A 25,442-nucleotide genomic window follows, 5' to 3' on the forward strand; every position below is an offset into this window, starting at 1 on the left:
CCTTTCGTGCAGCCGGTTACGAAGGGTAATGCCTGCACCGGGGTTCGGTTCCCTTTTGCTGCTGCCGGGCTGCAGCGGCCCACTGTCGACACTCCATCCCGGCGGGCCACAGGCGCAATCGGTTTATGTGTTCACCTGGGCGATGACCCTGGTCGCTACGCTGGCGTTCGTGTTCGTGATCGCGTTGTTCGCGATGGCGCTCCGGCGCGGCGGACGGGCATGGCGCCCGAGCGATGCCGATACAGCCGGGGACGCAGCCGGCGCACGGACGCGGCGCTGGACGGTGTGGCTGGGGATCGCCTTCCCAATGAGCGTGCTCACCGCGCTGCTTGCGGCCACCCTGTGGATCGGCGAGGGGCAATTTGTCCGCGATGGCAGCCTGCCGACCTGGCGTGCTACCGCCTCGCAATGGGGCTGGCAGTTCGCGCCCATCGGCGCCGATGGTACCGTCGGCACGACCACCGATCGCCTGGTCATCCCCGCAGGCGAGCCGGTGATCATCGAGATCGTCTCGACCGATGTCATCCACAGCTTCTGGGTGCCGCGGCTTGCGGGCAAGATGGATGCGGTGCCCGGCAAGCTTAACCGCCACCTGATCCAGGCAGACCGGCCCGGAACCTATCTGGGTGTGTGCGCCGAGTATTGCGGCATCGGCCATGACCGGATGCGCTTCGAATTGATTGCCACCGCTCCGCGCGGACGCACCGGCGGGGGAACACGATGACAACCGAACGCACACAGGCGCAGGCGCAGCCGCGCGATCCCGCCGCACTGCATGCCGAGCTCGACGCGGTGTGGCGAGCCTGGCCAGGTTGGCGCGGCTTTGTGGGCGAGGTCAACCACGGCGCCATCGGCCTGCGCTTCATGGTCACGGCGATCATCTATTTCGTCATCGGCGGGGTGCTGGCGATGCTCATCCGCGTCCAGCTCGCCAGCCCACGCGCGGCCTTTGTCGGCCCGGACATCTACAACCAACTGTTCACCATGCACGGGACCATCATGATGTTCCTGTTCGCGATTCCCATGCTGGAGGGGCTGGCGCTGTATCTGCTCCCCAAGGTCATGGGCGCGCGCGACATGGCCTATCCCAGGCTCTCGGCGCTCGGCTGGTGGTGCTATGCGCTGGGCGGGCTGATCCTGCTGGTGGCGATGTTTGCAGGCGTGGCGCCCGACAGCGGCTGGTTCATGTACACGCCGCTGTCCGACAAGGTGCACACGCCCGGGATCAACGCCGATGTCTGGCTGCTCGGCGTGACCTTCGTCGAGATTTCGGCGATCTGCGCCGCGGTCGAGATCACGGTGTCGATCCTCAAGGTGCGCGCCGAGGGCATGGCATTGGTGAAGCTGCCGCTGTTTGCCTGGTACATGCTCGGCACCGCCGCGATGATGCTGATCGGTTTTCCGCCGCTGATCCTGGGCTCGATCCTGCTCGAGGTGCAACGCGCGTTCGACTGGGCGTTCTTCGATCCGGCGCGTGGTGGCGATCCGATCCTGTGGCAGCATCTGTTCTGGCTGTTCGGTCATCCCGAAGTCTACATCATCTTCCTGCCCGCAGCCGGCGCGCTCTCGGCGATGATCGCGACCTTCGCGCGCCAGCCGATCATCGGCCATGCGATGATCGTCGCGGCGATCTGGGCGATGGTGTTCCTGAGCTTCGGCCTGTGGGTGCACCACATGTTCACCATCGGCATTCCGCATCTGGCGCTGGCGTTCTTTTCCGCCGCCTCGATGCTGGTCGCGGTGCCGACATCGGTGCAGATATTCGCGTGGATCGGGACGTTGTGGAGCGGCCGGCCGCGCTGGTCGCTGCCGATGCTGTACATCGCAGGTTTCTTTCTGACCTTCGTGCTCGGTGGGCTGACCGGGGTGATGCTGGCGGCGGTGCCATTCAACTGGCAGGCGCACGATACCGCCTTCGTCACGGCGCACCTGCACTACGTGCTGATCGGCGGCTTCGTCTTCCCGATGCTCGCGGCGATCACCTACTGGATGCCGCACTTCACCGGGCGCAGGCCCGTGCGCGGGCTGGGCAAGGCGGCGTTCTGGCTGATCTTCATCGGGGTGCATGGCACGTTTCTGGTGATGCACCTCACCGGGCTGCTCGGCATGCCGCGCCGGGTAAGCATCTACCCCGACAACCCCGAATGGGAACTGCTCAACCTTATCTCTTCGATTGGCGGGTTCGTCATGACCGGAGGCTTTGCGCTGTTCGCGGTCGAGATGGGACTGCAGCTGTTCATGGGACGGCGCACGCGGCGCAACCCGTGGCGGGCGACCAGCCTCGACTGGGCGATGCGTCTGCCGCCGCCCTCCTACAACCTCGCGTCCTTGCCTCGTGCCGATATGGATACCGACGAGCGCACGCTGACGCCCTCGCGGCTCGACGCCATGGCCACCGCGCTGGCGAAGGGCGATGGCATGCTGGTCGGTGCGCCGCGCGGGGTGCGCGAGACGCTGATCGTCGATGCGGTGAGCGGCAAGGCCGAAGCCGTCGCGGTGCTGTCGAGCAACACGATGCGCCCGGTGATGACCGCCTTGACCATCGGGCTGTTCTTCATGTCGATGCTGGCGGGGCTCTATTGGGTCGCAGCGGCCACCGTGGTGCTGGTCGCCGCCGTGTGCGCCAGCTGGATCCGGCCCGTGAGTCCAGCGGACAGCCAATACCCCGCCGTGCCCAGGCAGGTCGAAGGATTGCCTGCCTCTCCCTATTACAGCCACGGGCTCGGCTGGTGGGGCTCGGCGGTGCTGCTGGTTGCCAACAGCAGCCTGTTCGCGTCGCTGCTGTTTGCCGTCGCCTTTCTGGCGGTGGTCGCGCCGGGGTGGGAAGACATGCCGCAGCGGGGTGCCCCGGGCGCCGGTCCACTGGCGGCGTTGCTGGTGACCGGAATCGGCGGCGCGCAGCTTTTATGGGCTGCTATCAGCGCGCAGCGCGGCGCCGGTGCGGCGCATCGCGCCCTGGCGGGCGCTGGCATTCTGGCGGTGGCAGGAGGCGCGATCGCTTCGGGCGCGATGATGGACGGCTCGCCCGTGGCGCATGCGCGCTATGCGGTGCAGGGAGCAATCCTGGCCTATCTCATCGCGCATGCGCTCATTCTCGTCACGATGCATCTGGCAGCCGCACGCGGGCACCGGATCGGGGTGCAGCGCGTCACCACGCAAGGCGTGCTGGCGCAATGGCACGGCTATACGGGGATCACCGCGATGATCGGCGCGCTGGCTCTGGGTGTGGCATGGCTGTGATGCACGGTTCGGCGATGATCAAGGCCTCAATGGCGCTGCTCTCGGGCCTGCTGCTCTGGGCCGCATGGTTCACGCTGGCCTACGCGCTGCACGGCGCGCAATGCGAAGGCGCGCTGGGCCTGACTCGCACCGGCGGACAGATGGCACAGCTGGCGTTGTGGGGAGCGATGCTGGCCGCCATAGTCGCGCAGGCGCGATGGGTGCAGTGCTGGGCCGCGCGGGGCGATGTATCGGGGCGCCTGCTGCGCTCGGCGCGCTATCTGCAGTTCGCCGCGATCGGTTCGACCGTATTTGTGGGATTGCCGATCCTGGTGCTCGCGCCCTGCTGAGCGGCGGGGTCAGGCCTTGCGCGCGGAGCCTGGCTTGCCCACGATCGAATGGCCATAAGCGATGGCAAGGGCCAGCGACGCCCCACCGACGATGTTGCCCAAAGTGCTGAACGCCAGGTTGCTCAGGCCATTGGCCAGATCGGGCGCGGCCAGCGGGTCGGCCAGCCATCCCAAAGGCAGGATCGACATGTTGGCGATCGAGTGTTCGAGGCCGGCTGCCACGAAGATCGTCACCGGGCCCAAGATGACGAGCAGTTTGGCGACGATGGAGGGAGCCGCCATCGCCATCCACACCGCCAGGCAGACCAGCACATTGGCGAGGATGCCCGAGCAGAACGTCGCGATCGGGGTCTTGTCGAGCTTGCCGTCGGCCAGGCTGATGGCGGCGTCGGCAACCCCGTCAACAAGGCCGCCGGCTCCCCAGAACAGCAGCGCCGCCAGCAAGCTTCCGATGAAATTGCCGGTCCACACCATCGCCCAGGCGCCGAGCATGCGGCCCACCGCCAGATCGCCGGTCACCATGGGCAGTACCATCAGCGTGTTGCCGGTAAACAGCTCCGCGCCCACCACCATCACCAGCATCAGCCCGACCGAGAAGGCCGCGCCCGCCAGGATCTGCACCGCGCCCCCGTCGCCCATCCCCGCTTGCGCGACCAGCGAGGCGATCGAGCCGAAGGCGATGAAGACCCCCGCCAGGATTGCCAGCACCAGCATCCTCGGCCAGGCATGGCCTGCCTTGCTTGCCAGCAGGTCCGGCGCGGCCTCAGCGATGGCTTCGCCGACCGGATCCTTGGGGGGCTGGTCCGCGATGATCAGCCTCCCGCCGCGATCCGCACCGGCACGGCCTTGCTCGCCGGGGTCTTCGAGGCGCGATCGTGGTGCGACAGCGCGATGAGCGGGTTCAATTCGGGGAAATAGCCGACGATGGTTCCCGATGGCAGATCGAAGGGAACGATCTCGAGACCGTCGATGCGCCGGTCGTGCCCGTCTTCGGCATCGCCGGTCAGCGTTATGCGCTGGCCAGCGACAAGCCCTGCGGCGTCGATGTCCTTGGGGCTCATCAGCACGACATCGCGTTTGCCTTCGATGCCGCGAAGCCGGTCGCTATAGCCATAGATGGTGGTGTTGAACTGGTCGTTCGAGCGGACCGTCACCAGCCGGTAGCGTCCCGGGTTATCGACCATATCGGTCGCCGCGAGCATCTCCGGCGCGGTGAAGACCGCCTTGCCGCTGTCGGTCTTCCAGACGCGCTCGCGCGCGCTGTTGCCGCGATAAAACCCGCCCGGCTCGAACATGCGCGCATTCATGTCGTGGAACTCGTCATGATAGGTCTCGGCGATGAGATCGCGGATCAGCCCATAGTCGCCGGTCCATTCGTCCCACAGCACCTTGGGATTGGGCCCCACGGTCGCCTTGGCGATGCCGGTGATGATCGCGGTCTCGGACTTGAGATGCTCGCTTGCCGGGGTGCGGTGCCCCAGCGATCCGTGGATATGGCTGAAGCTGTCTTCGACCGTCACCGTCTGCGGACCCGATGCCTGGATATCCTCTTCGCTGCGCCCCAGACAGGGCAGCAGATACGCGACGCGGCCATTGAACAGATGGTTGTGGTTGAGCTTGGTCGCGATCTGCACGGTCAGCTGCAGGTTTTCCCATGCGGGCTCGATCCGGCCCTGATCGGGGATCGCGCGCAGGAAATTCCCGCCGAGGCCGATAAAGGCCCTGGCGCTGCCGTCGAGGACCGCTTCGCACACCTCAACCGTGGTCATCCCGGTATCGCGTGGCGGCTCGAAGCCGAACTGCTCGGCGATCTTGTCGAGCGGCACCAGCTCGGGCTTTTCGGAAATGCCGACGGTGCGCTGGCCCTGAACGTTGGAGTGACCGCGCACCGGGCAGATGCCCGCGCCCTTGCGGCCGATATGGCCGCGCATCAGCAGCAGGTTGACCAGCATCGCGATGTTCTCGAACCCGTGAACGTGCTGGGTGAGCCCCATGCCATAGACGCCGATCACCTTCTTGGCGCCGACATAGACCCGGCCAGCCTCTTCGATATCGGCACGGCTCAGCCCGGATTCCTGCTCGATCCGTTCCCAGGACGTGGCATCGACCAGCCTGTGGAAATCGTCGAACCCGGTGGTATGCTCGGCGATGAACCCGCGGTCTAGGACCGTCCCGCCCGATGCTTCGTCCTGGGCAAACACATATTTGCACAATCCCATGATCGCGGCGATATCGCCGCCGGCGCGGACCTGCAGATACTGGCAGCTGATGTCGGTATCGCGGCCGGTGAGCATCTGTCCGGGGCGCTGGGGGTTGGTGAAGGCGAGCAGGCCCTTTTCGCGGATCGGGTTGAACGACACGATCCGGCAACCGCGCTCGACCGCCTTTTGCAGCGGGTGCAGGAACCGCGGGCTGTTGGTGCCGGTGTTCTGCCCGAAAAAGAAGATCGCATCGCATTCCTCGAAATCCTCGAGAACGCAGGTGCCGACCGGCGAGCCGATCAACTCCGTCAATGTCACCGAGGTGGTTTCGTGGCACATGTTCGAGCTGTCGGGCAGGTTGTTGTGCCCGTAGAGCCGCGCGAACAGCGCGTAGAGATACGAGGTTTCCAGGCTGGCACGCCCCGATGCGTAGAACACCGCCGATTTGGGATCGATCGCTTTGAGCTCCGCGCCGATCGCGGTGAAGGCCTCGTCCCAGCTGCATTCGACATAATGATCGGTGGCCGCGTCATAGCGCATCGGATGGGTGAGGCGGCCGACATGCTCGAGGTCGTGGTCGCTCCACGTGCGAAGCTCGCTGACGCTGTGCTTGGCGAAGAAGTCCGGGGTGCAGCGGTGCGACGTCAGCTCCCACAGGGTCGCCTTCGCGCCATTCTCGCAGAACTCGAAGGCGTGCGGGTGCTTTGGCTTGCCCCAGGCGCAGCTGGTGCACATGAAGCCGCCGGTCTTGTTCTGTTTGGCCAGGGTGGCAAGCGCGCCGGGCGAGGACATCTCGCGCGCCATGGTCTGTACCATCCCGCGCATCGACCCCCAGCCGCCCGCCGATCCTTCGTATTCCACGGTGGCGGGATCGTCATGGCTGTTGGTGCTGTCGGTCATGGGCGCTTTTTCCTTTTGCTAGAAAGAAACCCCCGCGTCGCGTTCGGTTCCGGAGTCTTTCAGGTTTTGGCTTGTCTCAGCGGGCGTGGCGGCGCTCCTGCTTTGCCAGGATGGCCTGCTGGGCCTCATCCAACGCGACCGAATCGGCAAGGACCGCGCCGCGCTGGCCGATGGGGCGGTCGGCACCGACGGTGGAATCGCGAAACGTCTGCCGCTCGGTTTCGGCGTTGATCTCCGCGCCGATCAGCACCGAATAGGCTGACAGGAACAGCCACATCAGGAAGATGACGATCGCGGCGAGCGAGCCATAGGTTGCGTTGTAGTCGCTGATGTTGGCCGCGTAGAATCCGAAGCCGACCGTGATGCACAGCCACAGGACGGTGGCGATCACCGAACCGAGCGACAGCCAGCGCCATTTTGCCGCGCGCCGATCAGGGGCGTAGCGAAAGAAGATCGCGAAGGTGGCGCTGACCAGCACTGCGGCGACCACCCAGGTCAAGGTCTGGATCAGCATCAACGACGAAGCACCGATATAGGGCGCTAGGAAATTGCGCACGTAGCTGAACAGGGAAATCGAAACCAGGCCGACGATCGCGGTCGCCGCCATGCCAAGCGTGATCAGGATCGCGACCAGGGTGGTCCGGAAGAAGCCGCGGGTTTCATGCTCCTCATAGATGATGTTGAGCGCGCGCATCATCGCGGTCGCGGCGCGCATCGCACCATACGTAGAAAACAGCAGCGCCAGCACCAAGCCAAGTCCCTGCTGGGTGGAGCTGGTGGTGACGATCTGCAGCAGCTGTTCGCGCAGGATCGTCAGCACTTCGGCTGGGGCGACATCGGTGAGCAGATCCAGGCTGCTGGCGACGGTCGCCGGATCGGCGATCAAGCCGTAGAGCAGCACGACCACGGCGATCAGCGGCACGAACGCCAGGAACGCGAAAAAGGCGACCCCGGCAGCAAGCAGGGCCAAGTTATGCACCCCGTTCATGACGTAGACGCGCTTGAAGATCGCCCACCATGCGCTTCGGGGCATCTGCAGCGGTGAGTGTGCCGCGGCGCCGGGCACCTTTTCTGCCAGCCGAGCGACGTCTTCCGTCATGGAAAGATCGCCGGAATTCGTCGGGCTTGGAGGAGTGGTAGGAACCATGATTACGGGGTGCTCGCAGATAAATCGTTAGCAGATGGGGTGGCAGGGTCGGAAGCAATCGGCAGAGCAGCGTTGGCTTCAGCCGCGGCACGCTCGGCCTCGCGCGCGGCATCGAGCTGTACCTTGGCATCCGCCTCGATCTGGCGCGCCTTGGCGGACAGTTCGCCGGATCGCTGCTCGAACTTCTCGTCAAACCCGGGTTCGGCCTGACAGCCGGCAATCAGCCCCAACGCCAGAGTGGCGATCCCGACAAACCGTCCCCGCATCAATAGTCCTTCCGATACTGGACGTTGACGTTCGAGCCGCCGAAGCTGCCCACCTGGCTGAGCACGGACAGCGCCTTGCTAAGGCTGATCTCGATCTGCGTTGCGGTGAAGCCGCGGGTGTCGGTGATGATCTCGACATAGACATCGTTCGAGATGTACTGGCCCACCGCCAGCGAAGTTCCGCGCCCGGTGTCCTCGTCCGCACCCAGGATGCGCAGACGATCGATGCCCGAGGCCGATTGCAACACACCCAGCGGATTGAGACCGCCGCTGCCGCCGCGCAGGCTGTTGAGCGATGCCGCCAGTTGCACGGCCTGGATCGGGGTGAGTTCGCCGATCGAATTGCCGAACAGGATGCGCGCCATCACCTCGTCCTGCGGCAACGCGGGGGTGGATGAGAACGCGATGTCCGGGTTCTCGCCGGTCCCCGTGACCGCGATGTTGACGGTGACGTCGTCCGCTTCGCCGCTGGCGCGCAGGTTGATCACCGGGTTGGTGGCATTGCCGCCGTTGAACTGCAGCCGGCCTTCCTCCAGATCGAACGAGCGGCCGGCAAAGCCCAGTGTTCCGCGCACCAGATCGATGCCGCCGGTGATCCGCGGATTGCCCGTGGTGCCGGTGATCTGGATGTCGGCCGCCCATTCCGAATCCAGTCCCATTCCAGAGACATAGATCTGGTTGTCGGCCACCACCTTGATGTCGAGCCTCCAGTCGCTGGGGACGCCCGAAATCGGATCGGGGTCGCCGGTGATCCGTTCGCGGCCCAATGCAGGCTTGCGCCTGACGCCGGTGAGCTTGGCGACCTGGGCCGATCCCTGCCGCACGATACGATAGCGGGTTTCGGGAAGGTTGATCGTGCCCGATATCAGCGCCGGCTGGGTCGCGCTGTTGACGATGCTGAGCTGGCCGGTTGCGGTCGCCGCAAGGTCGCTGCCCTCGGCCAGGCGAGCATTGTCGAGGTTGAGCGCAAGCTGAACCGGGAAGCCCTGTTCCGAACTCAGCGAGACGAAGCCTTCGCCGCTGACCGTGCCGTTGCCCGCGGTGGCGGTCAGCTGCTCGACCTCCAGCCGGTCGCCGGTAAAGCTGCCGCGAATGCGCATATTGGTCAGCCGGGTGCCATATTGCTCGTTCTCATACGTGAGGTTGTTGGCGCGCACGATTCCCGTCAGTTGCGGCTGCTGCACGCGTCCGGTGAAGTCCGCCGCAACGCCGATCGCGCCGGAGAGGCTCTGGTCGGGCAGGGCTGCCAGCGAGAACAGCGTGTCGGCAGGGCCATTGTAGCGCAGGCCGCCGCTGAGCGGGGCTGCGAGCAGGCGGGTCGTCCAGCTGCCCGCGCCTGATCCCAGCGGGTTCAGCGCCACCTGCAGCCGACCGATGACCGCGCCGCGCCGCCGGATGATCGCACGCGCGTCGCCGCCATCAGGCTGCAATCGCCCGACGAAGCTTACGTTTACCGGCTGCGACACCGATGCCAGGCTGGTCCGCGTGAAGTTGTCGATCTTCAGCCGAGCGTCAGCCACAGGGAAGCTGTTGGCGTCGGCCTGCCGGAAATCCAGACTTCCCGAAGCCGTTCCCCCCAGGCCCAGCCCCGGCATGACGGGATTGATCAGCGCAAGGCTGACATCGGCCAGCCTGGCTTCGATCGCCATGCCATCGCCGTAGTTCCCGGCAAGCTGGATCGTGCCGCGCGACAAATCGATTGTCGTCGGCATAAGCCGGTATTGCGCATTTCCGGGGATGATCCGGGCAGGGCTGCGGGTCTTGAAGTCGATACCGTTGGCGCGGCCATCGAGCGCCACGCGCCACAATTCAGGCTGCAGTGCGGCGTTGGCGGCAAAGCGGAAGGGGAAGCTGTTGCGTCCCTCGGCCATCACCCGCGCGCTGCCCTGGCCATTGCGGTAATCCACCTTGGCGCGGGCTGCAGCGATCTGAAGCTGGCCCATCGATGTCTGAGCGAGCTGAACATCCGCGACCATCTGCGGCTGTTCGGTGAGGATGATGTCCGCCGCCACGATCGCGCGGCCGATCACCACGCCGGCAGGGCCGGGCAGGCGGGCATCGCGGGCGTTCATCGCCACCACCGCGCGCTGATAGGCGCCGGATGCCGACAGCGCGACATTGCCCGATACGCCGGCGCCATCCGCGACAAGCTGGCCTGCGAATGGACCGGCTGCGGTCTGGCTGACCCGGCCGGTGATGCCGATATCGGCGAAGCGGGTGCCCGGGTTGACGGTGACCGCCAAAGGACCGCTGCCGGCAAAGACATTCACATCGGCGGCGAACGCACCGTAATCCGTGTCGCCATTGCCGGTCACGGCATAGCTCTCGCCGTCGCCGCGAATGGTGGCGACGACATTGGCCATGCCGACGCCGAGCCCTGGCCGCGCGGCGGCGATCGTCGCCACGGGCCGCGTGACGGTTCCGGTGACGTCGACGCCGAGCGGGCCGTACTGGTTCGATGCGCCACGCGCGCTGAAGCGGATCTGGCCATCGGCGCTGTAGGAGCCTCGGCCCTGGGTCAGGCGGAACGATGGCGCGGCCACGGTCAGGCTGGTCACCCGACCGATGCCGTCGCTGCCATAGCTCACATCGGCGTTGATCAGGGAATTGCCGCCAAGGAATTCGCGCAGGCCATCATTGAGAATCTGGCTCGATCGCGCACGCACACGGCCCGCAAGGCGGAAGCCGCCATTGGCGAGCGTCTCAAGGTCGATATTGGTGTCGAGGTTGAAGATCCCCACGCTTTCGACGCGATACCCGTTGACCCGTCCATTGAGCGCGCCGGTATACAGCCCCGTATTGAGGTCGGCGAGCAGCACTGCGGTGGCATCGATCCGGTCGGAGCGGATGCGCATATTGTCCGACATCAGCCGGGCGTCGGAATAGGCCAGATCGCCATCGAGCCGGACGTTGCCGAGCAGGTCGCCCGCAGCGGCGTTGAGCCCTGCGATACTCCGGGCGCGGGCGCTCACCGGAATGATCCACGCATCCTCATCCAGCCTGGCAGCACCGCTGGCGCGCAGGCCGATGATGTTGATGTCGTTGAATCCCAGCCGCGCGGCGTTGAGTTCATACGCGATCTGCGGCGCAGAGAAGGCACCGTTCAGCGTCAGCGCGGCGGCAATGCCTGCGCCGGAGAGATTCTCGGCGATCGTCCCGGGCTGCAACAGCCGGAACGAGAGCGCGAGGTCGCGCATCCGGCTTTCGCCCAAATCGACCAGGCCATCGGCATCGAAGGCGAAGTTGGCGTTGCCGATGCTGGCGTCGATGTCGAAGCGGCGATCATTCGCGGTTGTCGTGATGTCGAGCGACGTCGCGGGCGCCAGCATTGCGCTCGCCTGGCCGGGAATCAGCCGCGCCGGACGCATGTCACCTCGGGCGGTGAAGGTCCCCTTGCGCGCGGTGAGCGCGACATCCGCCAGCGACTGCCCGCCGAGCCTTCCGGTCAGCGTGCCATTCCAGGCGTCCCAGTCGCCCCTGCCGCGCAGCGCGACCTGCATCGGCTCGGCCACTCCGGTCATGCCCGCGATCAGTCCCTGGGCAGGGGCATCGAGGTTGAAGGCAACGTCGAGCGTGTTGGTTTCGGGGATTGCGCGCAGGTCCAGAACCAGCGTCTCGCCACCAGCAAAGCCTTCGCCCGCTCGGGTTCCGGCACGGGCGTTCACGACCGCGGTGCGATCGGCGATGTGCACCTTGCCCAGCAGCGAGGCCTGGTGGCGCTGACCCGTAACAGCAGGATCGATATTGATCTGGCGCAACTGAAGATCGGCGATGTCGATATCGAGATCGGGCAGCAGCGGCTCGTCGGTTTCGGGTGTCTCATTGAACGCGGGCAGGCGGCGCAGGCGCATCTGCGGGACCACCAGCGACCGAATATCGACATGGCTGCCGATGAACGCGAACGGCCGCCAGTCGACTTCGACCAGCGGCGAGGATGCGAAGACACCCTGCGGATCGCGCAATGTCAGGTCGCGCACCTGCATCTGACCGTACAGCGACCCTTCGATCGATCCGATGCCGATGTTCAGGCCGTTCTCGAACTCCATCCCCGCGATCTGCTTGGCGACGAACCGCCTGCCGCCGTCGCTGTCGAGCCAGAGATAGGCGATCCCGAGCAGCACCACGATCAGCCCGAGCACGCTGGTAACGCCGAGGGCGATCCTGCGCGGCCAGGAGGCCCGCATTGCGCGAGTCTCAGGAGCTGGATCGGGAGTCGTATCTGGCAAATCCGATGGGGATTCAGGCGTCATGTCGTTGTTGTCCGCCATCAGAAGGCCTGACCGATCGAGATGTAGACCGCGACCCGCGATTCGCCCGGACGCCGGTCGATCGGGGTTGCGACATCAAGCCGCATCGGGCCGAAATTGGTGTAGAAGCGCCCGCCCAGGCCCACGCCATAGCGCAGATCGCTGAAGCCAGGGGTCGAGCTGGTCGAGACCTGGCCGGCGTCGATAAATCCGACGACCCCGTAATTGCCGAAGCGATAGCGGACTTCCGCTGCGCCTTCGACCAGGCTGCGTCCGCCGATCGGGCGGTTGTCGGGATCCTTGGGCCCCAGCTCCTGATAGCCGAAGCCGCGGACCGATCCGCCGCCTCCGGAGTAATAGCGCCGTGAAGGTGCGATGTCCTCGCGATCGGCCCCCATGATCGAGCCGACGCGCGCGCGCCCGGCGAGCACGATGCTGTCGCCAATCGGATAATAGGCGGTAGCCTCGAGAAGGCCGCGGCCATAAAACTGCGTGCCGCTGCCGAGCGAGGCCTCGGGCGATATCTGGGCGGACAGCCGGAAGCCACTGGTCGGGTCGAGCAGGTCGTTGGAGCGGTCCCAGGTCACCTGGCCGGGCAGCGCGGCGACATAATAAGTCCGCCGATCGCGACGGCCGAGCGCAAAGTTGAAGTCCTGCTCGTTGGTTCCGAGCAGCTCGAAACCGTAGCTGTAGGTCAGCCGCTTTTGCCAGATGGGGGTGCTGTAATAGGACACACGCCCCGCCAGCCGCCCGGTGAACGCTTCAAAGGCAGCAAAGTCGCTGCGCAGCGCCGACAGGCTGAGTTCGACCGCGCGATCGCGGCGTCCGGCATTCGAGCGGCGGAATGTCCCCGACGCGCCCTGTTCCTGTGTTCCTGCGACGATGCTGGCGATCAGCGCGCCTTCGGGCGGAAACAGGTTGCGATGGGTCCAGCTTCCCTGCGCGCGGATGCCCTGGCCGGTGCCATAGCCGGCATTGGCCGCCAGCGTCCGGGCAGGTCCTGCTTCCTGATCGACAGCGAGGTCGGCATATTGGGTGCCATCGGGGGCGGCTACACCGGTCTGCTCGGGTTTGATCGCAACCACCGAATACAGACCTGTCGCGACCAGCGCCTTGCGCAAATCGTCGACCAGTCGGCTGTCATACAGATCGCCTTTGTCGAAGCGGGCCAGCTTGGCGATGTGATCGGTATCGAACACCGTGGTGCCCGAGGTGACGATGTCGCCGAAACTGCTGCGCGGACCGGTGGCGATCGGCAGGGTGTAGTCACCGCTTGTGGTTTCGGGATCGAGCAGGATGTCGCGCTGTCCGATCTGCGTGAACGGATATCCGTACTGCGGCAGCGCCACGGCAACATTGGCCTCCGCCGCCAGAATGCGTTCGGCGTCGATCGGCTCTCCGGTCGCCGGGACGAAGTTGCGCGTGATCAGGTCTTCGGGCTCGACCGGCGGTGCGTTGAAGGTGATCGATCCCAGCGTGTAGCAGGGGCCGGGCGATGCCGTGAGCACGACGACCATTGGGCCGGTGCCTTCTTCGGGCATCTCGATCGCGCCGTTAACCGTGGCATCGAAATGGCACTGGCCGATCAGCAGGTCGGCGAGCAGTTGCTGGTCTTCCAGCATCCGCGCCGACACCATGGCTCCATTGTTGGCCTTGCCGTCGCCATCGTCGAGCGCGGAGAGATCCCTGAAGCGTGAGCGGATCGTTCCGGGGCTGTCTGGCTCGGGCTCGGCGTCGGTCGCGTCCTCGAGCGTCTCGAGCCCTTCGATCCGGTAGCTGTACCGGACCGAACGGGCGGGCGCGTCCTCTGCTTCGGTAAACTGGCTTTCATCAAACGGATTGACGTCGAAACTGCCCAGCGGCTCCAGCGGCGCGGCGAGTTCGGCATCATCCGCGATCGGTGGGGCCATCGCCTCGCCGTCTGTCAGTGGCTGGGCACTCTGCTCCAGCGCCGATTGCTCGGCATCCCACTCCTCGACGGTGCCCATTGGAGCATCCGGATCGATCGCGGGGATGGTCGCGTCGAATTCCTCGTCGGTGATGATCGGGGGTTCAGCGCTGGCGGGCGGCTCTTGCGCCGCAGCGCCGGGTTGGGAAGGGGCATCCTGCTGCATCGCAAGCGCCTGCGGCGCGTCATAGACCGTTGGCACAAGCACGCAGCACACCGAACAAAGGCGCAATAACATCGAAAATCCTGATCTCGGGGCGCCAAGCTTGAACGTCCTCCGGTGCCCTTACGCGGCGACCCGGCAAAAGGTTCACGCCGAGAGCAAAGAAATCTGGAAATTCAACGCCAACCTTCGATCACGCACTGTCGCATTGGGAAGGAGGGGCGGCCCGAAATGCCGTTCAGCTGTGAATGTCGTTGGGCGATCTGCGGTTGGTCCGGTCGATTCCCATCAGCAGGCCGACCGAAAGCATGGCGGCCATCATCGCCGAACCGCCATAGGACACCAGAGGCAGCGGAATCCCGACGACCGGCGCGAGGCCGATTACCATCATCAGGTTGATAGCAATGTAAAGGAACAGGCTGTTGATCAGCCCGCCTGCGAACAGTTTCTCGAACCGGCCCTGCGATTCGCGAGCGACTTTCATCCCCCAGCGGATCAGCAATCCGAACAGCACAATGATCGCGATGCCGCCGATCAGGCCCCATTCTTCGGCAATCGCGGAGAAGATGAAATCGGTTTCGGTCTCGGGCAGATAGTGCAGATGGCTCTGACTTCCCCCAAGCCAGCCCTTGCCATCGACCCCGCCTGATCCGATCGCGATCAGGGATTGCGACACGTGATAGCCTGCACCCAGCGGATCTTCCTGCGGGTTGAGAAAGATTGTCAGGCGCCGTTGCTGGTGGGGTAGTAGCAGAAAGTTGTAGATCAGAGGCAGCGTCGTTGCGAGCGCGACACCGGCACCGATGAACCAGATCAATGGAAATCCCGCCAGAAAGCAGATGATCACCGCGCTCAGTAGCAGCAGTGACCCGGTCCCCAGATCAGGTTGCGCGGCAATCAGCAAGAAGGGGATCGCGGTCAACACGATCGGCGGCCACAGTGCCCTGAAAGACCCCATTTCGGTTGGCGGTACGGTTTCGAAGAACCGTGCCAGCACCGCGAGCAGGGCGATCTTGACCAGCTCGGACGGCTGAAGTTGCATGAAGCCAAGATCGAGCCAGCTGCGCGCGCCGCCCTTGATCGCTCCGAGCAGCAGCACCGCCACCAGCACGGCCAGGCTCGCCACCAGCGCGGGATAGACCAGCGGTTTGTAGAAGCTCACCGGGATGTAGGATATCGCGATGGCCACGCCCAGGAACAGCATGAACCGGATAAGATGCGTCGCGGCCCAAGGTGAGATCGAACCGCCCGCGACCGAAAAAAGCGTCAGACCACCCACCAGCGCCAAGGCTGCGGTGAGCCCGATAGCCTGCCAGGATTGATCGGCGAGCGGCCGTGGTAACAGCATGTTCAAGTGCGCATTCCTGTACGACCGGGCCTGCACGAACCGGCCTTTGCGATGCGGCCCGTGCAATCCGGTCGGTGCGGCCCCGTTCGATTCGCGTCTGGCGTGTGCAGGCACGTAGGTCAACACCATGCCATAGCCTGGATCAAAATTGATGCGGCATCTTGGGATCGGGTGCAGTACGTGTCGGGCGCGTCAAACCGATGCGCGCGCGATCGAGCCTAACACCAGTCCGGCCACCGCAAGCGCTGCCAGCATGCGGAAGATGCCCCAGTTAAGACCGAACACCATCAGCGCAGCGAGAATCGAAAGCACTCCGGCGCGCCAGTCGAAGCTTGCCCAAGCCGGTAGGCTGAGATGCAGCGGGCCGATGTCGGTTGGTGTCACGCGGGTGAACAGAACGTGCAGCGCGAACCAGACCGACAGGTTGGCGATGACGCCGACCACGGCGGCCGTCAGGGCGGCAAGGCCACCCTTCAGCCGCGTGGCATGCTGCAGCCGCTCGATCCACGGCGCAAAGGTGAAGATCCACAGGAAGCAGGGCGCGAAAGTCACCCAGGTGGTCAGCCCTGCGCCAAGCACGCCCGCGACCATCGGCGAAAATGGCTCGGGCGCGCGAAATGCGGCAAGAAACCCGACGTGCTGGGTGACGAGGATCAACGGCCCTGGCGTCGTCTCGGCGAGGCCCAAGCCATCGGCCATCTCGCCCGGCTGCAACCAGCCATAGGTCTGCACCGCCTCCTGCGCCATATAGGCGAGCACCGCATAGGCGCCGCCGAAGGTGACGACCGCGAGCTTCGAGAAAAACACGCCGATGTCCCAAAGAACGTGATCCTGACCCAAAATGACCAGCACCAGCGCCATCGGCATCACCCAGATGGCTGCCCATAGCAGCACGGTGCGCGCCATGGCGGCGAACGATGGCCTCGGTGAAATAGCCACGCCGGGTGCAGGCTTGAGCGCAAGCCAGTCGGGACGGGAGGCAGCGACAGCCATCCCCAGCACGCCCGCGCCAAGGACCACCAGCGGAAAGGGCAGGTTGAACAGAAACAGCGCAAGAAACGAAGTCACCGCAAGCGCTTGCTTGAAGCGCGTGTCGAGTGCACGGTCGCCGATGCGGATCAGCGCCTGCGCCACGATCGCCAGCACCGCGGCCTTGATTCCCAGAAATATCGCCGCAAACCAGTCGAGGTCAGCGGCCAGAGCATAAAGCGACGACAGCGTCAGCATCACCAGCGCTCCGGGGATCACGAACAGCAGTCCGGCAGCAAGCCCGCCTTTCAGCCCGTGCAGTCGCCATCCGATCCAGGTCGCCAGTTGCTGCGCCTCGGGGCCGGGCAACAGGTGGCAGAAATTGAGTGCGTGAAGAAACTGCGCCTCATCGACCCATTGGTGTTTTTCGACGACCTCGCCATGCATCAAAGCGATCTGCCCGGCAGGGCCGCCGAAGCTCAGCCAGCCGATCCGCGCGAACACCCGCAAAAAGGCGCCGAACTCATGGCCATCGCTGGTTTGGCTGGTGGCCACGCACACAATCCCCAGATGCTCCCCACAAGATGCGAGGCCGCCCGAGGCGCAGCTTGGACCGTCGCAGCCGCCAGCGCATAAAAAAACCCGCCAACCTGATGGTTTGGCGGGTTTTTTAATGGTGGGCGTAGCAAGGATTGAACTTGCGACCCCTGCGATGTCAACACAGTGCTCTACCACTGAGCTATACGCCCCACCGGTGGTACCTGCCCGCACCAAGGCGCTGGCAAGGGCGGTCCATTACAAAGAGCCTGCGAACGACGCAAGCGGTAAATGTTGCAAAAACGACTCCGCGGGTCGTGATCGGCGATCAGAGGCTTTGCGCGAAGGTGCCGCGCGCAAACACCCGGTCGACCTCGAGCACCAGATCCTTGAGGTGGAAAGGCTTTGACAGCACCCGGGCGCTCGGCGCGGCCTGCTCCGCCTTCAGCGTGACCGCAGCGAATCCGGTAATGAACATCACCTTTGTCGCGGGCGAAATCCGGCCGCAATGCTGCGCGAGCTCGATTCCATCCATTTCCGGCATCACGATATCGGTCAACAGCAGATCAAAATGATCGTCTTGCAGCAGCGGCAGCGCAGCCGTCCCGCGATCGACCGCAACCACGGTGTAGTCGGCCTTTTCCAGGGCCCGTTGCAGATAGGCGCGCATCGCCGTATCGTCTTCTGCCAGCAATATGCGCAACATCGCCTTGTTCCTTCGCCCCATGTGCACTCCTGCTTATGCCCGATGCGGTTAACATTTTCCAGCATCCTGTAGACCAATTGCAGGCGTGCCCCGAAGTTGGACACGCCATACGGTGCGGGTAAATGCGCCGCCCAGCAGGGTCGGGCAGGGCGCCGGCTTTGACAGGGGGGGCGGTTTCCCGCATGGCTGTTGGCCATGGATAGTGGATCGACCGATGATGCCCGCCCTTCGCGCCTGTTCAGCGTGTCCGGCTTAGCCGAGGCACGGTTGCCGGTGCTGGTCGCGGTTCCGCATGCCGGGCGCGATTATCCCGACGAGATCCTGCTCAACGCCCGTGTGCCGCAAGCGGTGCTCGAGCGGCTGGAGGATCGCCACGTCGACATGCTCGCGGTGGGCGCTGCGGCATCGGGATGTGCCACTTTGGTGGCGCACGTGGCGCGCGCGTGGATCGATCTCAATCGCGCGCCGAGCGAAATCGATCCGCAGATGATCGTCGATGCGCCGCGCACCGCCTTTGCCCAGCCCAGCGCCAAGGTGCGCGGTGGGCTGGGGCTGGTCCCGCGCCGGTTGGCCGACCATGGTGAGCTGTGGCGCAAGCCCTGGACCCGCAATTCCATCGCCACGCGCGTATCGTCGCTGCACGATCCCTATCATCAGGCGCTGTCGGAGGCGCTTGCCAGCCTGAGGGCACGGTTTGGCTGCGCGCTGCTGATCGATCTTCACTCAATGCCGCCGCTCCGGCCCGAAGGTCCAGGACCGGTAGCGCGAATCGTGGTCGGGGACCGCTACGGCCGCTCGGCAGGCGCCAGCCTGTGCGATCTTGCCGTGCGTGCGCTCGGCCAGGGCGGCTTCGAAGTTGCGCTCAACCATCCCTATGCTGGCGGGTATGTGCTGGAACGCCACGGGCGTCCGGCGCGCAATATCCATGCCCTGCAGATCGAGGTGGACCGCAGCCTGTATCTTGATGCCAGCCTGTCCGGCCAGGGCGAGGGGCTCAACGACGTTCAGGAGGCCGTGGCAATGCTGGCCCGGACGCTCGCTAACGACCTTCTGCGGGATGTCGGGGGCCAGGATATCGCGATCGCCGCCGAATAGCGCGCGCGCGTTCCCCACACGCATTCCCATTGCTGACACCCAAGAAAAAACCGCCTCGTGACGGATCACGAGGCGGCCAAGGTTCAGGGAGGAGGTGCACAAGTGCACCTGTCGGGACGCGAAAGGGGGGGAAGCATCCCGACACCGTCAATCTAGGGAAGATTGGCTCGCAGTTCAATGGTGGTGTTGCGAAAAATCTTGCCTGCTGAATTGTCTTGCTAATGCGACCTAATCGCAATAACTCTTTTGCAGGCGTCGCGATTGCGGGACGCCAGGCAACAAGAGGAGTGAGGACCATGGGCATTTGGTGGCAGGATTTGATCGAACGCCCCGCCGATCTTGGCTCAGCGACGATTTTCGAGGCCAGGCTGCTGGTCGCGTTGCGAATCGCGGTGTTTGCACACAAGACCGGGGCCGATCCCGCGGCCCATGTCGCGGCCCGGCTGGGCAGCGTCGCTTTGTCCAATCAACTGTCGCTGGTGCTTGAGGCGATGGGCCAGGTGTGGCCCGAACCGTTCAGCGTATCACGCCCGTGCTGCGCCCGGATGTCGCCCGATGAATCGATGTTCGTCGGCATGGTGCGCAGCGCGATGCGCGGCAACCGCGCGGCATTCGATCGGCAGACCCGCGAAATGATCGCCGAGGATGCGCGTACGCTGATCTACAACCTGATGTGGCAGATTGGCGGTATGGCCTCCACGCATGCCGAGACCGATCATCGCAGCGGTCCTATCGAAGGCTAGGGCCTGGGGAGCGGCAGGGGATCGGCGTTGCTGCTGGCCTCGACGACAAACGCGCGGATGAAATCGGCAATCGCCTGGAATCCATCGCCGAATGCTGCACCGGTGCGCCAGATCGCGGCGATCGATCGCCGCGCCTTCCAGCCTGCAATGTCCAGCCGCGCGACGATTTCCGCAGCATGGATTTCGGTTGCCAGATAGCGCTCGGGCAGCAACGCCAGGCCGATTCCCGAGCCGACCATCTGGCGGATGCTGTCGAGACTGGTCCCTTCATAGTCGTGGAGGATATGCGCGCCGAGTTCGTCGCAAATTTCGCGGGTCTGCCGATGATAATGGTGGCGCCGATCCAGCGTCAGGAACCCGGCGCCTTTGAGCGCGGATGGTGCGATATTCTTCTGTCCCGCCAGCGGATGATCGGGCGGCGCTACGACAAACAGCCGTTCGCTGAACAAAGGTTCGATGACGATGCCGCTGGCGTCGACCGGCATCGGTGCCAGCATCATATCCAACGCGCCGCGCATCACCTCACGGACCTGGTCATCAGGAATCCCCTCGCGGATATGCAGCCGCAGATCGGGCTGCTGGCGGTGCAGGCCTGCGACGATCGCGGGCATCAGATACGGCCCCAAAGTGGGCGTGATCCCGAAGCGCAGAGTCCCGGCGATACCCTTGCCGGCGCGCTGGGCAAGCTCGGTCAGGTCCCTGACTTGCACCAGAATGCCGCGGGCGCGGGCGGCGATGTCGCGGCCCAGCGGGGTGAGTTGGACATCCTGCCCACTGCGATCGATCAGCGACGCGTCCAGCCGCGCCTCCAGCGTTCGCAATTGCTGGCTCAACGTCGGCTGCGAGACGTGCACGGCAAAGGCAGCGCGGCCAAAATGGCGATGATCGTCCAGAGCAACGAGATACTGCAGCTGCCGGAGGCTGGGCATGATGTCGTCCTTTCAGTGATAGACGTTGACTATCGAACTAGGGTCGATCTTTCGAATGGTAACAATGATACTCTATGCCATATTTGGATCATAGCAAGCAGGCGGAGCGGTTCTCCCCGACCCCCTCCCGCCCAACACCTGCTTGATCGATTCCGCAGCTAGATCGGACACCCCAAGGCTGCGGATAGGGTGGCGCATCGGTCCGCCGAGGTCGCAGCTTGAGCCCCCGGTGCGCCACCCGACTAATCCTTCCAGAACGAAGCCCGCGGCAGCCACCGGAGCGCGGATTTGGCCGAGGCTAGCCGCTCGCTGTCCGCGCGCGTCTAAGGTTGCGCCACGCCTGCAAAATCGTCGGTGAGTTGCAAGGCATCGAGATCCGCGGCGACTGCCACCAGATCTGCGCGCGCCTGAGCCAGCCGGAACTCGGCATCCAGCCTGCGTATTGCGGCATTGGCGGCAGCGTCTTCGCGCAGATTGACCAGGAAGAAATCGCTGGCGCCAGCCTGGAACAGCCTGCGCTCACCCGAGGCGAGCTTTTCGGCCTGTACCTCTTCGTCGCGCGCCAGCACCGCAAGCCGCTCGGCGGCGGTGAGGTTGGTGGAGAGCTGCTCGATCTCGGCGATAATCTGTTCCTCGCTCTGGCGGCGGCGCCATTCGAGCGCGGAGATCGTCGCTTCGGCGGCTGCAACCTGGCCCTTTGCGGCGCGGTTCTGCAGCGGCATCGAGAAGGTGAAACCGACGACGGTTTCGAACGGATCGCGCGAGCGTCCGCCGAGACCGATATCTCCGAAATCCTGCCCGGCTTCCGCAAACAGCCTGAGCGAGGGAAGCAGGCGGTTGCGCTCGAGCTCCAGCCGGGTTTCGCCCTGCTCGAGCCGTTGCTCGATCAACAGGATATCCGGCCTGCGCGCCAGCACCGCGGCGGGGTCGGTCGCGCGCGCCTGCGGGATCATCGGCAAATTGGATGGCAGGTCGGCAGGCGTGGCGACGCGCGGCCTGCCGTTATCGTCGCGCCAGAACAGCGAAAGCCTTTGCGCGGCATTGGCAAGGTCGCGCTCGGCCGCGACCAGCAGCGACTGGCGGCGCAGCAGGTTCTGTTCGTTCTCGGTCAGCAGGATCGCGGCGCGCGCGCCGAGCTGCACCTGGCGGCGGATGCCGACCTGCCGGTCCTCGGCAAGCTGCACCTGCGCCCGGTAGACCTTGACCTGCTGGCCCGCCGCCACCCATTGCCCATAGGTCTGGATCGCGCGTTGCTGCACCCCGATGGCGATGATCAGCGCATCGAGCCCGGCCATGTCGCGCTCGATCAGCGCGTTGCGTTGCCCGAACCGGCGCTCGTCGATATAGCGGTCGCGCAGCAGCGCGAAGATGCCGCGAACCTTGAGTTCGCCCAGCCGGTTGGTGAAGCTGTAGTCCTCGTAGATCGGAAAATCGCCGCGCGACACGCGGTAGCTGGCCTCGAGCTGGCCGCCATTGTTGGTCAGCGGCTGGATCGCCTTGCCCTGAACATAGGTGCCGTCATAAAAGCCGGTGACGCGCGAAAAGCCTTCGCCGGTGAACAATAAGTCGAACGCGCCTTCGCTCGCCAGCACCCGACCATCGGCTGCGCGGGCCATGGCCAGCGCTTCGAGGATCGTCGGAGCAAAGCGCCTCGATGACGCAAGCACCTCATCGAGTTGAAGCCCCTGCGCCTGCGGCATGGGTTGAACGGCGGGCGTTTGCACGGGCACCGCCGAAGGGCGCGCAACCTGGGCCAGGCCGGGCGAGGCGAGGGTCGCCAGCGCCAGCACAGCGGCGCTGGCCAAAGGCAGGGCACGGCGCATCAGCGCGTCTCCTTCCTGGTCGTGCCGCCGCTCTGGTTCTCCTCGATCAGCGCCGGGTTCTGCAGCGGGAAGTCGTTCAGCTGACGCCACAGTTCGAAGCCGACAGAAACCTCTTCCATCGCCACCCAGCCACGCGCATTCGCACCGAGCCGGACATAGGGCTCGCCGGGCCATGGCGTCTTGCCACGGGCTTCCTGCACCAGCACGCGGAACAGCCCGTTGGTCGAGGCGGCAAGGTCGACCTGCTGCACCTCGCCATCGAACAGGCCGCGCGCGACCGAGGGCCAGCCCGAGAACTGGATCGCTGGCCACCCTTCGAATTCCAGCCGGACCGGCTGGCCCCGCCTGATCAGCGGCACGTCGCGCCCGTCGACATAGATTTCGACGACGCGGCGCGCCTGGGTCGGCGCAAAGCTGGCCAGCACGTCGCCCTGCGAAACCATGGTGGCCTTGTCGCCGCCGGTGATCCGCTGGATCACGCCGTTGCGCGGCGCGCGGACGGTCTGCAGCGATTGGCGGGCAAGGTTGATGTCAATCTGGGTGATGGCGGCCTGCGCTTCGGCCACCCTGGCCTCCATTTCGGCCACCTTGATGCGCGCAAGCTCGGCCTCGCGCTGCGATGCCAACCCTTCGCTGAACAGCGTGCCGGTGCGCCCGACATCTAGCCGCGCGGTGCCCAGTGCACTGGCCGCCGCAGCCGCCTTGGCTTCGGCCAGGGCTCGCTCGGCGCGCAGACGCTGCAGCAGCATCGGATCATTATCGGCAATCAGAGCGATCGGGTCGCCTTCGTTCACCGCCTGGCCGTCCTGCACATACCACCGCTCGATCCTGCCGGAGACCAGCGCGGTGACGTTCTGCAGCCGGTCCTGCGGGTTGAGCGCGATCACCTGGCCCGCGCCATAAGCGGTCTGCACCCAGGGCACGTAAACCATGAAAATGGCAGAGGCGATCAGCCCGATCACCACCATCAGCGCAAACGCGCGTAGCGGGCGCGGGGTGCGCATGCTGGCAAGAGTATGGAACCGCGAAAGAGCGTGATCACGCATGGCCATTGCGCTCCTCCATGCCGTGGCGGCGTGTCAGGGCGAGAAACTCGTCCGGATCTTCGAGGATCTGCTGCCCGTTCTTGCCGAGCCACAAATAGCGGCAGTCGGAGTTGGCTTCGGGACGGTAGCTGAACTGGATCATCGTGGATCCTGCAGCGTGCAGCGCATCCCGGACATTTTGCAGGATTACGGGCTCGACCATGTCGAACAGCCCGGTCAGTATCAGTATGCGCGGGCATTTGAGCATCGCCCCGGCCAGCTTCAGACGCAGCGACTCTGCATAAGACAGCGGCCATCCGCTGGTCGAAAGCTGGGTATCGAGGCCCTCGGGAAGTTCTGTCACCCGGTCGTCGAGGCCCACGAGCGCCAACGCCCTAAGAATATCGGAAGAGGTGACGGTGGCGCCGGCCAGCCTCAGATAATCGCGGATGCTCGCTTGGACGATGGTGGGTCGGTCGAGCACGATGATCTCGCTTCGCAGGCGGAACATGTCCACCATGGCGATATCCTGTCCGCCAAGCGTCACGATGCCAGTGGAGGGGGTGATATACCGCTTCATCGCATGGGTGAAAAGCCGCTGAACCTCATGCGTTTGGGCCTGGGCAATGATCTGGCTGCCCGCGGCAATGGCGATGTTGAGGGTGATGCCCGATGCGGTCGAGGGATGAGTCACCCCGCGCAGCACCAGGTCGCTGCCGCTGATCGCGTCCTCTCCCTCGCGGGCCTCTTCTTCCTGCTCGATCTGGTAGATCAGGCCGATCTCCTCGGCGGCGGCGACAAGATCATAGGTAATGTCGAGATACGCTCCCATCTGGCCCAGACCAAAGAATGCGGCCGAAAGGATCAGCTCCGCCGCGACCAGCTGGCCGATCGAAAGCTCGCCCTGGATCACCAGCCAGCCGCCCAGCGCCAGCAGTCCGGCACTCGCAAAGGCATAGAGCAGCAGGAACGCCACCGTCTGCGAAAGGGTATAGCGGAAATGCTTGGCCTTGGCCGCGATATAGTCCGAGGTCACCGCTTCCGACCGGTCCAGCGCATAATCGACATGCCGCCCGGATTTATAGAAGCCGTTCGACGCCCCGACATTCTCCAGCCAGCCGGCGGCAGCGTATTTGGCGTGGCTCATCGCGATGCCCGAGCGGATCGCGCCGCGCGTCCACACCAACAGGATCATGAACGCCAAGCCTATGACGATCAGGTTGAACGCCAGAAAGAACGGGTGATAGAAAGCGGTAACCACGAAACCGACCACCGATTGCAGGATGATGGTGAAGCCGCCGATCAACAGGCTGGGCACCGCCTTCTGGACGGTCACCACGTCGAAATAGCGGTTGAAGAGATCCTGCCGCTTGGTGTCCTCGAAAAACGGATTGCGCGCATGAATCGAGCGGAGCGTGATCTCCGCGACCTGCCGCGCATAGAACCGGCGGGTAAACAGCTCCATCGCATAGATGCGCAGCGCCGACAGCAGCACCGCGATCAGCAGCAGGCCGAGTAGCGTCCCCGCGAGCGTCACCAGAGGTGTCACCAGAGCGGTGTTGGCGACCGAATTGATCAGCATCTGCACCGAGATCGGGGTCGCCAGCGACAGCACCGAGACCGCCACGCCATAGATCAGCGCCAGCCAGATGAAGCTGCGCTCGCCTTTCAACAATCCCAACATCCAGCGCACGGCTTCGCGCGCGCCCATTACGTGTCCCGATGCTGCCGCCATATGTCCGCCTGTAAGCCTGCCCAAAAATCCAAGGTCGCCGATCACGAATTAGAGTGTGGCGCCGATAAGCCAATTCGAAAGGCACAGTCAG

At 64.9% G+C, this 25,442-nt stretch carries 18 protein-coding genes and 1 tRNA gene; 5 read left to right on the forward strand and 14 right to left on the reverse strand.

All coding sequences use genetic code 11. The features are described from left to right. The first annotated feature begins 142 nt into the window (after positions 1-142). The 3 genes from QUV11_RS00325 to QUV11_RS00335 are packed head-to-tail and all read left to right on the forward strand — an operon-like array spanning position 143 to position 3,569. Positions 143-724, forward strand: coding sequence for a cytochrome C oxidase subunit II (locus tag QUV11_RS00325; RefSeq protein WP_300879918.1), 582 nt, complete (start codon positions 143-145; stop codon positions 722-724). Next, complete coding sequence (gene ctaD / locus QUV11_RS00330) at positions 721-3,240, forward strand: cytochrome c oxidase subunit I (RefSeq protein WP_300879919.1); 2,520 nt, start codon at positions 721-723, stop codon at positions 3,238-3,240. The genes QUV11_RS00325 and ctaD overlap by 4 nt, the downstream gene beginning before the upstream one ends. Next, a complete protein-coding gene (locus QUV11_RS00335; protein ID WP_300879920.1) occupies positions 3,231-3,569 on the forward strand; it encodes a hypothetical protein in 339 nt (112 codons plus the stop codon). Before ctaD ends, QUV11_RS00335 begins: the two co-directional genes overlap by 10 nt. 9 nt (positions 3,570-3,578) lie before the next feature. On the opposite strand, the gene QUV11_RS00340 is transcribed toward QUV11_RS00335, so the two are convergent. The 10 genes from QUV11_RS00340 to cpdR all read right to left on the reverse strand — a co-directional run bounded on the left by QUV11_RS00340 (position 3,579) and on the right by cpdR (position 18,001). Beyond that, the gene (locus QUV11_RS00340; RefSeq protein WP_367279826.1) at positions 3,579-4,385 is read right to left on the reverse strand and encodes a formate/nitrite transporter family protein; all 807 of its coding nucleotides are present in this window, start codon (positions 4,383-4,385) and stop codon (positions 3,579-3,581) included. Continuing rightward, complete coding sequence (locus tag QUV11_RS00345; RefSeq protein ID WP_300879921.1) at positions 4,382-6,670, reverse strand: FdhF/YdeP family oxidoreductase; 2,289 nt, start codon at positions 6,668-6,670, stop codon at positions 4,382-4,384. Before QUV11_RS00345 ends, QUV11_RS00340 begins: the two co-directional genes overlap by 4 nt. 76 nt (positions 6,671-6,746) lie before the next feature. Beyond that, complete coding sequence (locus tag QUV11_RS00350) at positions 6,747-7,769, reverse strand: YihY/virulence factor BrkB family protein (protein WP_300879922.1); 1,023 nt, start codon at positions 7,767-7,769, stop codon at positions 6,747-6,749. A gap of 50 nt (positions 7,770-7,819) precedes the next feature. Next, entirely contained in the window at positions 7,820-8,083 is a 264-nt protein-coding gene (locus tag QUV11_RS00355) for a hypothetical protein (RefSeq protein ID WP_300879923.1), read from the reverse strand. Next, positions 8,083-12,267 (reverse strand): translocation/assembly module TamB domain-containing protein, encoded by a 4,185-nt coding sequence (locus tag QUV11_RS00360; protein WP_300879924.1) that lies wholly within the window; start codon positions 12,265-12,267, stop codon positions 8,083-8,085. Before QUV11_RS00360 ends, QUV11_RS00355 begins: the two co-directional genes overlap by 1 nt. Before the next feature lie 83 nt (positions 12,268-12,350). Then, entirely contained in the window at positions 12,351-14,516 is a 2,166-nt protein-coding gene (locus QUV11_RS00365) for an autotransporter assembly complex family protein (protein ID WP_300879925.1), read from the reverse strand. A gap of 163 nt (positions 14,517-14,679) precedes the next feature. Further along, positions 14,680-15,789 carry a rod shape-determining protein RodA gene (gene rodA, locus QUV11_RS00370; RefSeq protein ID WP_300880047.1) on the reverse strand — a complete coding sequence of 370 codons (1,110 nt, stop codon included), beginning with the start codon at positions 15,787-15,789 and terminating at the stop codon, positions 14,680-14,682. A 192-nt stretch (positions 15,790-15,981) separates the two neighbouring features. Continuing rightward, entirely contained in the window at positions 15,982-17,313 is a 1,332-nt protein-coding gene (gene chrA, locus QUV11_RS00375; protein WP_300879926.1) for a chromate efflux transporter, read from the reverse strand. 119 nt (positions 17,314-17,432) lie between these two features. Further along, positions 17,433-17,507, reverse strand: a tRNA-Val gene (locus tag QUV11_RS00380). Positions 17,508-17,623: 116 nt separating this feature from the next. Then, positions 17,624-18,001, reverse strand: a complete 378-nt coding sequence (gene cpdR / locus QUV11_RS00385; protein WP_300879927.1) for a cell cycle two-component system response regulator CpdR — start codon at positions 17,999-18,001, stop codon at positions 17,624-17,626. A gap of 195 nt (positions 18,002-18,196) precedes the next feature. Between cpdR and QUV11_RS00390 the strand changes: the two genes are divergently transcribed. Both QUV11_RS00390 and QUV11_RS00395 read left to right on the forward strand, forming a co-directional pair. Next, positions 18,197-19,096, forward strand: a complete 900-nt coding sequence (locus QUV11_RS00390) for an N-formylglutamate amidohydrolase (protein WP_300879928.1) — start codon at positions 18,197-18,199, stop codon at positions 19,094-19,096. A gap of 296 nt (positions 19,097-19,392) precedes the next feature. Beyond that, entirely contained in the window at positions 19,393-19,839 is a 447-nt protein-coding gene (locus QUV11_RS00395; protein ID WP_300879929.1) for a hypothetical protein, read from the forward strand. Here QUV11_RS00395 and QUV11_RS00400 read toward each other — a convergent pair. The 4 genes from QUV11_RS00400 to QUV11_RS00415 form a co-directional block, all read right to left on the reverse strand. Further along, positions 19,836-20,768: a hydrogen peroxide-inducible genes activator gene (locus tag QUV11_RS00400; RefSeq protein ID WP_300879930.1), complete on the reverse strand. Its 933-nt coding sequence runs from the start codon at positions 20,766-20,768 to the stop codon at positions 19,836-19,838. The two genes, QUV11_RS00395 and QUV11_RS00400, sit on opposite strands and share 4 nt — an antisense overlap. A gap of 323 nt (positions 20,769-21,091) precedes the next feature. Then, a complete protein-coding gene (locus QUV11_RS00405) occupies positions 21,092-22,591 on the reverse strand; it encodes a TolC family protein (protein ID WP_300879931.1) in 1,500 nt (499 codons plus the stop codon). Beyond that, entirely contained in the window at positions 22,591-23,637 is a 1,047-nt protein-coding gene (locus tag QUV11_RS00410; RefSeq protein ID WP_367279823.1) for an HlyD family secretion protein, read from the reverse strand. Before QUV11_RS00410 ends, QUV11_RS00405 begins: the two co-directional genes overlap by 1 nt. Then, a complete protein-coding gene (locus QUV11_RS00415; RefSeq protein WP_300879933.1) occupies positions 23,630-25,351 on the reverse strand; it encodes an ABC transporter ATP-binding protein in 1,722 nt (573 codons plus the stop codon). The genes QUV11_RS00410 and QUV11_RS00415 overlap by 8 nt, the downstream gene beginning before the upstream one ends. Positions 25,352-25,442: the final 91 nt, after the last annotated feature.

The organism is Blastomonas sp. (assembly GCF_030373265.1).
Taxonomy (GTDB): Bacteria; Pseudomonadota; Alphaproteobacteria; order Sphingomonadales; family Sphingomonadaceae; genus Blastomonas.